This is a genomic window from Ensifer sp. 22521, from assembly GCF_052044795.1.
Taxonomy (GTDB): domain Bacteria; phylum Pseudomonadota; class Alphaproteobacteria; order Rhizobiales; family Rhizobiaceae; genus Ensifer.
Genome location: NZ_JBQENM010000034.1, coordinates 60,502 through 68,908 on the forward strand (window position 1 = coordinate 60,502; position 8,407 = coordinate 68,908).

The 8,407-nt window shown below is 62.5% G+C and carries 5 protein-coding genes, 1 tRNA gene and 1 rRNA gene; all 7 read right to left on the minus strand.

Annotated features, from left to right (window positions below):
- Window positions 1–3: 3 nt before the first annotated feature.
- Window positions 4–1,137, minus strand: a complete 1,134-nt coding sequence (locus ACTJKE_RS32390) for an ABC transporter permease (RefSeq protein WP_058324463.1) — start codon at window positions 1,135–1,137, stop codon at window positions 4–6.
- The gene (locus ACTJKE_RS32395) at window positions 1,134–2,669 is read right to left on the minus strand and encodes an ABC transporter ATP-binding protein (RefSeq protein ID WP_057247713.1); all 1,536 of its coding nucleotides are present in this window, start codon (window positions 2,667–2,669) and stop codon (window positions 1,134–1,136) included. Before ACTJKE_RS32395 ends, ACTJKE_RS32390 begins: the two co-directional genes overlap by 4 nt.
- A 245-nt stretch (window positions 2,670–2,914) precedes the next feature.
- Window positions 2,915–5,203, minus strand: a complete 2,289-nt coding sequence (locus tag ACTJKE_RS32400) for a heavy metal translocating P-type ATPase (RefSeq protein WP_440693511.1) — start codon at window positions 5,201–5,203, stop codon at window positions 2,915–2,917.
- A gap of 93 nt (window positions 5,204–5,296) precedes the next feature.
- Window positions 5,297–6,715 (minus strand): coniferyl aldehyde dehydrogenase, encoded by a 1,419-nt coding sequence (locus ACTJKE_RS32405; RefSeq protein ID WP_112994257.1) that lies wholly within the window; start codon window positions 6,713–6,715, stop codon window positions 5,297–5,299.
- Window positions 6,699–7,412: a lysoplasmalogenase gene (locus tag ACTJKE_RS32410; RefSeq protein ID WP_112994258.1), complete on the minus strand. Its 714-nt coding sequence runs from the start codon at window positions 7,410–7,412 to the stop codon at window positions 6,699–6,701. Before ACTJKE_RS32410 ends, ACTJKE_RS32405 begins: the two co-directional genes overlap by 17 nt.
- Before the next feature lie 394 nt (window positions 7,413–7,806).
- Window positions 7,807–7,883: transfer RNA gene (locus tag ACTJKE_RS32415), tRNA-Met, on the minus strand.
- Between the two features lie 354 nt (window positions 7,884–8,237).
- Window positions 8,238–8,352: ribosomal RNA gene (gene rrf / locus ACTJKE_RS32420) — 5S ribosomal RNA — on the minus strand.
- Window positions 8,353–8,407: the final 55 nt, after the last annotated feature.

Here is an 8,407-nt window from a genome sequence, read left to right on the forward strand (position 1 = left end):
GCTTCAAGCTCCCTTGGTCTGCGTCACGACGGCCGCACGGCGGCTCTGCATCGTAAACAGCCGGGTGATTGCCGGCCGGAACATGTTTTCGAGTGCACCGGCGAAGAGAATGACCAGGCCCTGGATGATGACGATCATGTCGCGCGAGATCGACGGCATTTCAAAGGAGATCTCGGCCCCGCCCTGATAGAGCATGCCGAAGAGCACCGCGGCCGGGATGATGCCGGCCGGATGCGAGCGGCCCATCAACGCCACGGCGATGCCGACGAAGCCTGCACCTTGCACGAAGTCGAGCTGCATGCGCGCCTGTTCACCCATGATCGGGTTCAGCGCCATCATGCCCGCGAGACCACCCGAGATCATCATGGTGATAACGGTGACGCGGCTCTCGCTCATGCCCGCGTAGCGTGCCGCCGACGGGCTGTGGCCCATAGTGCGCATTTCGTATCCGAGCTTGGTACGCCAGATCAGCAGCCAGACACAGAAGGCCGCAACGAGCGCCAGCAGGAACGAGACGTTGAACGGCGCCGTACCGACGTTCAGTCCGAAGATCGCAAGCAGCCAGTCGAGCTTCGGCAATTGCCCGCCTTCGGCGAAGGTCCGCGTCTGCGGCGCCATGGAGCCGAGCGGCTTCAGGACGCGTGTCAAGAGATAGACCATCAGGCTCGACGCGATGAAATTGAACATGATGGTGGTGATGACGATGTGGCTGCCGCGCTTGGCCTGCAGCCAACCGGGCAGGAAGGCCCAGGCCGCGCCGAAGAAGGCGGACCCAAGGATCGCCAGCGGGAACACCACGAACCAGGGCATCGTCTGATCGAGCCAGAGGCAGGCGAGCGCCACGCCAATGCCGCCAACATAGGCCTGGCCTTCGCCGCCAATGTTGAAGAGGCCGGCATGGAAGGCGACGGCGACGGCAAGACCGGTGAAGATGAAGGTGGTGGCGTAGTAGAGCGTGAAGCCCAAATACTCGCCTCGGCCGAAGGCACCGTTGATCAGATGATAGGCCGCTTCCAGGGGATTTTCGCCGACGAGCAGCACCACGAGGCCGGCAACGAGGAAGGCGACCGCGAGGTTGATCAGCGGGATGAGGCCATATTCGACCCAGCCCGGGAGCTTAGCATAAGGGGTGCTCATTCTGCGGCCTCCTTGCGGCCTTCTACACCGGCCATCAGGAGGCCGAGTTCGCCCTCGGTCGCATCAGGATCGCGCTCGCCGACGACACGGCCGGCGAACATGACCAGAATGCGGTCCGACAGGGCGCGGATTTCATCGAGCTCGACGGAGACCAGAAGGACAGCCTTGCCCTGGTCGCGCATCTCGATGATCCGCTTATGGATGAATTCGATGGCGCCGACGTCGACGCCGCGCGTCGGCTGACCGATGATCAGCACGTCAGGCCCGCGCTCCATCTCGCGTGCCAGCACGATCTTCTGCTGGTTGCCGCCGGAGAAATTCGCGGTCTTCAAGCGTGGGTTCGGCGGGCGGATGTCGTATTCGCCGATGCGCTTCTCGGCGTCCTTGCGAATCGCATCAACGTCGAGGAAGACGCCGTTGAGATAGCGCTTGTCATGGTGATAGCCGAGGATGGCGTTTTCGCATTCTTCGAACTTCAGGACGAGGCCGACATGGTGGCGGTCTTCCGGAACATGGGCGAGACCACGATCACGCAGCTCGGAGGGGTCGGCGCGCCCGGTGACATCGATCGGTTTGCCGTTCAGGAGCACGGAGCCGGAAACGGCGCGGCGGATGCCGGAGATCGCTTCCAGCAGTTCCGACTGGCCGTTGCCGGCAACACCGGCGATGCCGACAATCTCGCCAGCCCGCAGATTGAACGAGACATTGTCGACCATGGTAACCCCACGGCCATCCTTGACGGTCAACCCCTCGACGGCGAGCTTGACCTCGCCGGGCTTGGCTTCGCCTTTCTCCACACGCAAGAGCACGCGGCGCCCGACCATGAGCTCGGCGAGCTCTTCGACCGACGTTTCGGCCGTCGTGCGGGTCGCCACCATCTCGCCGCGGCGCATGACCGAAACCTCGTCGGTGATCGCCATGATCTCGCGCAGCTTGTGGGTGATCAGAATGACGGTCTTGCCCTGGCTCTTCAATTGCTCGAGCACGCGGAAGAGGTGATCGGCCTCGGCCGGCGTCAAGACGCCCGTCGGCTCGTCCAAAATCAGGATATCGGCCCGGCGATAGAGCGCCTTCAGGATCTCGACGCGCTGCTGCAGACCGACCGGCAACTCCTCGATGACGGCGTCCGGATCGACTTCCAACGCGTATTCGCGCTCCAGCCGTTTCAACTCGACGCGCGCCTTGGCAATGCCCTTGTTGAGGATCTGGCTGTCCTCGGCGCCAAGCATGATGTTTTCCAGAACAGTGAAGTTCTCGACCAGCATGAAGTGCTGGTGGACCATGCCGATGCCGGCGGCGATCGCCGCGTTCGGATCACGGATGGCAACGGGTTTGCCGTCGACGAGGATCTCGCCGCTGTCGGCCTGATAGAAGCCGTAGAGGATCGACATCAGGGTCGATTTCCCCGCACCGTTTTCGCCAATGATGCCGTGGATCGTCCCTTTGCGGACCTTCAGATTGATGTTCTTGTTGGCGTGGACCGGGCCGAAACTTTTGTCGATCCCACGCAGTTCGATGGCAATATTGTCCATATTGGCCTTGCGATCCCCAAACTGGCCCGCTTCGGCATTCTTCCCAGAAACCGTGCCGGCGATTTTTTTACCATTTGGTATAAGTTTATCATCGATTTTTCGGGGCGGAAGCCCTCAATCGAGTTCTCCTTATACTCTCATCAGATCGCTGGTGAGAGTCCAGCGTGAATATACACAGGCGCCTGGACGCGAAAAACCGGCGACACCATGTGCCGCCGGTCGTCTTTTTGAGGCATTTTAGCTGTTCAAGCGGCTCGCAACGGCCGAAGCAGACGCAGAGCGTTCATGGTAACGAGCACTGTGGCGCCGGTGTCGGCCAGGATGGCGGGCCAAAGGCCGGTGACACCGATGATCGTCGTCACCAGGAAGACCGCCTTCAGGCCGAGCGCGATGGTGATGTTCTCAACGATATTGCGCATGGTGGCGCGGGACAGCCGGATCATCGCCGCCACATCGCCCACCCGGCCATGCAGGACCGCTGCATCGGCTGTCTCAAGGGCAACATCGGTGCCGCCGCCCATGGCAATGCCGATGTCGGCCGCCGCCAGCGCCGGCGCGTCGTTGATGCCGTCGCCGATCTTGGCGACGTTGAAGCCCTCGGCCTTCAGTTCACGGACGATGCGTTGCTTGTCCTCGGGCAGGAGCTCGGCGCGAACCTCCATGCCGAACTGGCGGCCGATTGCTTCCGCCGTGCGGCGGTTGTCACCGGTCAGCATGACGACGCGCAGACCAGCATCGGTCAGCGCCTTCACGCCGGCGGCCGCATCCGGCCGCGGCTCGTCGCGCATGGCAATGGCACCAGCAATCACGCCACCGGCCGCCAGCACCGAAACCGTCTTGCCTTCGTCGTTGAGCGCCGAAACACGCGCCGTCTCAGCCGCCGTCATCGGTGCCCGCTCAGCGGCCGCCTTTGGCGAGCCGAAGAACAATGCGACGCCCTCGACTGACCCTTCGAGCCCCTTGCCGCCGACCGCATTTACGGTCGCGATATTGGGGACGACAAGGCCGTCAGCTGCGCTCCGCTCCAAGATGGCGCGGGCAAGCGGATGGCTCGATCCCTGCTCGAGTGCCGCCGCCAGGCACAGAACCTCGGTCTCCGATCGGCCGAAGCCGACAATGTCGGTCACCTTCGGCTTGCCTTCGGTGAGCGTGCCGGTCTTGTCGAAGGCGGCGGCGGTCACCTTGCCGACATTCTCGAGCACTGCGCCGCCCTTCATCAGCAGGCCGCGCCGGGCGCCAGCCGAAAGGCTGGCAGCGATCGCAGCCGGCGTCGAGATAACCAGAGCGCAAGGGCAGCCGATCAGGAGGATCGCGAGGCCCTTGTAGATCCATTCGTCCCAGGCGCCGCCCCATAGAAGCGGCGGCAGCACGGCGACCAGCGCCGCAACCACGACGACACCTGGCGTATAGTACCGCGAGAAGCGATCGATGAAGCGCTCGGTCGGCGCCTTGCTTTCCTGTGCTTCCTCCACCAGGCGGACAATCCGCGCGATGGTGTTGTCCGCAGCAGCGGCCGTCACTCGCACGCGCAGCGCACCGGAACCATTGACGGTGCCCGCAACGACGGTGTCGTCGACCTCCTTGCGCACCGGCGTGCTCTCGCCGGTCACTGGCGCCTCGTCAACGGCGCTCTCGCCTGACAGTACTACACCATCGGCCGGAATCCGGTCGCCGGGACGAACGAGAATGACAGCGCCGACACTGAGCGTCTCGGCGGGAACTTCGTCCAGCCGGCCCTCCCGCTCGACGAAGGCGGTCTTTGGAACGAGTGCTGTCAGCGACTGGATGCTGGCGCGCGCCTTGCCGGCCGCTACGCCCTCCAGCAACTCGCCGATCAGGAAGAGCAGCACCACCATCGCCGCTTCTTCGGTCGCCCCGATGAAGACCGCGCCAACGGCAGCGAGCGTCATCAGCATCTCGATCGAAAACGGCGTGCCCATGGTGGCAGCGGCAAGGGCGCGGCGCGCGATCGGCAACAGGCCGACCAGCATGGCCAGCGTGAAGATCCAGGGCTCTGTGGCCGGAACCATCTTGCCGACCGCGTAGGCGGCGATCAGCGCCAGGCCGCTGGCGATCGTCAGCTTGCCCTTACCCGATTTCCACCACGGGCCGCTCGCCGGGCCATGGTCATGGCCATGAAGGCCCATTGCCGCAGCCGCTGCGTCTTCGCCCTTCTGTGCGGCGTGGCCCTCATCGTGATGATCGTGGCGGTCGTGGTGATGCCCATGATCGCGGTCGTGGTCATGATCGTGGCCATGGTCATGGCCGGAGCACACATGCGCTGCTTTCCGTTCCAGCGTCTGGCCAGCATTGATCGGATGCAGACGATATCCCAGCTTTCCGACTTTGCTGACGATCGATGTCGCGAGATCATTCTCATCGGCAAATTTTACCGACATCGTGCCTGCCGATACGGAGACCGAAACGTCCTCGACGCCTGACAGCCTGCGTACCGCCGTATCGATCTTGGTCGCGCAGGATGCGCAATCCATGCCTTCGACGCGATAACGGGCTTCTCGAATAGTGCTCGCCATGACCTGCTCCTTGCAATCTTGAAGCAAGGCTACGACCTCTAGCAACTAGAGCTACAAGGCGAAATTGCAGCGCGCATGCAGTTTTTTTGGCAGCTATCGCGAAAGGAAACGGATCACCCAGTCGGCGATGCCTTTATAGGGCGGTTTCACCAGGTCGCTCGGCGCCGGATCGTATTTCCGCAAGATCGGCATTGCCTTGGAGAATGTCAGGAATCCGTCGCGCCCGTGATAGTGTCCCATTCCGCTGGCGCCGACGCCGCCGAACGGCAGGTCGTTGCAGCCGAACTGGTAGAGCGTGTCGTTGATGCAGACGCCACCGGCGACGACGCGCGAGAGCATGGCTTCGATTTCGGCCTCGCTGCGCGTGAAGCAATAAAGCGCCAGCGGACGGTCATGGCCGAGCACATGGCCGATCGCCGCGTCGATCGAAGCGTAGCTGACAACAGGCAGGATCGGGCCGAAGATCTCCTCGCCCATGACGGCGCTGTCGCGATCCGGATCGAGGATGACTGTCGGCGGGAGAAAGCGTGGGCGTCCGGGCGCGTCCTGTGTCCCATCGAGAAGCGGGACCACCCTGTGGCCGCGCCGATCGGCATCGGCGATCAGCCGTTTCAGACGTTCGTGCTGGCCGGCATTGACGATCTCCGTGTAATCGTCGAAGCGACGCTTTGCCGGATAACGCGTGGCGATTTCCTGCTTCAGCAAGTCCACGAAGGCATCGCGTCTGCTCTCATGAATCAGAACGTAGTCGGGCGCGATGCAGGTCTGTCCGGCATTGAAGAACTTGCCGGTCGTAACACGCCTTGCGGCTTTTGCGAGATCGGCGGTTTCTCCGATGATCGCCGGCGACTTGCCGCCGAGCTCGAGCGTTACCGGCGTCAGGTTTTGCGCGGCTGCCGCCATCACCTTGCGCCCGACGGCGGTCGAGCCGGTGAAGAACAGATGATCGAAGGGAAGAGCCGAGAAACTGGCGGAAAGCTCGGGGCCGCCAAGCGCGACCGCCACCCGCGACGTGGGAAAGACCTCGGCAAGCAGCGACCGCAGGAACTCTGCCGTTTTCGGCGTATGCTCCGAGGGCTTCAGGTAGACATGGTTGCCGGCAGCAATCGCCGCGACCAGGGGCGCGAGCGCCAGATTGACCGGGTAGTTCCACGGCGAGATGATGCCGACGACGCCAAGCGGCACGAAGCGCACTTCTGCCTTGGCCGGCCAGAGCTTCCATCCGGCTTTCCGCTGCTCCGGCCGGACCCAGCGCTTGAGTTTCGCCAGCGTGTGATCGATCTCGGAAAGCACGACGCCGCCCTCGCCCAGCAGCGTTTCATGCCGGGCGCGATGGCCGAAATCCGCATTGATCGCTTCGCACATCTCGTCCTTGCGGGCGCGCAGCCGATCCTTGAGCCGGCTCAGGTCGTCACGTCGTTGCTCGGTGGTTGGACGCTGTTCCAGCCATGCGCCGCGCAGCCGGTCCAAGGTGGAGCGAAGCTGCGCGGATGAGTTATCGTTTGCTGTCATGGGCTTGCGTCGAACGGGCGAAGAAATACTGGGCGGCATAATAGGTGCCGAGCACCCAGAGTGCGTTGTAGGGGATCTGCCAGCGGAAGCGGCCATAGGCAAGCAGCGTGTCGCTGATCATGAACAGTAGGCCGCCATAGGCGGCAAACCGCGCGGTTGCCTGCGCCGGCGTTCCCGAGAACTGCCTTAGGCGGCAAATGGCCTGGGCGGCCATGGCGCCGAGCGCCAATGCGTAGATGATGACTGGGATGCGCATCTCCGGCGGCAGGGACGTCCAGAGGCCAGCGACGACGGCAAAGGCGATCAGAGCGAAAGCACCGAACAGCCCGGGATGGGCCGCAAATTTGGCATCGCGGGTGAGTGCGAAGATGTAGGCGCAATGGGTCAGCAGGAAGCAGATCAACCCGGCGAGGAAATAATCGCCGGGCAGCATCAGAAACGTGTCGCCGGCCGCGGCAAAAAGCAGGCCGATGGCGACTGCCATGCCGTAGGTGCGTGACGAGGCCGGGCTGTTGCGCAGGACCACGACGAAAAGCAACAAGGCCGCCGTCGGCTTCGTCAGATAGTGCAACCAGCGCCAAGGGGACTCGTCTGAAGCGGCAAGCAGACTGCCGAGGATCGCCAGCCCGGCGCAAACGAGAAAGAGTGCGTAGACCAGTCGGGTTCGCTCGATACCCAAAGTCCCCTGATAGGCCATGCTCGCGAATCCCCCCGCCATTTTCGGAGCCTGGTGCGACTCCCTTTTGATTATGGCGATAGTTTCTATTTTCGAGAGCTTGTCCAGCTGCATCGCGCAGAGCGGGTGCCTGGAGGGGCCGATCAGCAGGATGTGCTTCGCTGTCGTGCACTCTGCCCATACGCTTGCTTCTACTTGCTTGGCCACCCAGCGACGTCAGGTTTCATTGGTCAAAACACAACAATCGCCGCTGGCTAGAAGGGGTTGGTCAAGTGTCTGGCATCGCGTCGCGGTTTGCCGTTTCAGCGCGCTTTATGCTTGCGGGCGTGGTGGTTTCGCGTGGTGACGGTGGTTTTGGTGGTTGAGAAACGCCAAAAAAGCCCGGCGGATTTCTCCGCGCGGGCTTTTTTTGATTTGGTTGCGGGGGCAGGATTTGAACCTGCGGCCTTCAGGTTATGAGCCTGACGAGCTACCGGGCTGCTCCACCCCGCGCCATCTAGGTAAACCGCTAAGCGGTTTATCCGTCATCGCGGTAAATCCCTATGGGATTTATCCGCTCTTTCCGGGTTTTGCCGAAGGCAAAATCCCGTTTAATCCGGTCCGAGTTTTGCGAAGCAAAATCTCGTTGTTTGTCTGTGCCGAGCAAATCGGTAGGATTTGTCTCGCGTAAGGGACGCACTGATTATTTTCAGTCTAGCAAAACAAAAGGGCCGCTTGGTGGCGGCCCGTGTTCGGCAGGGCCGAAGTGTGTGTCGAGAAGATGTTTCGGTTTGTTTCCGCCGCTACCTTATCCTTCTCGGCGATGCCTCGAAGGGGAGCGGCGGTTGTTTCTCTTGCGTTTTGCAGACCTGGCAGCGACCTACTCTCCCGCGTCTTAAGACGAAGTACCATCGGCGCTGGGGCGTTTCACGGCCGTGTTCGGAATGGGAACGGGTGCAGCCACCCCGCCAGAACCACCAGGTCGGCAAAGCGCAAGATTTGCGCCTAGCTTGGCGCAAACCGAATGAGAAGCTGGT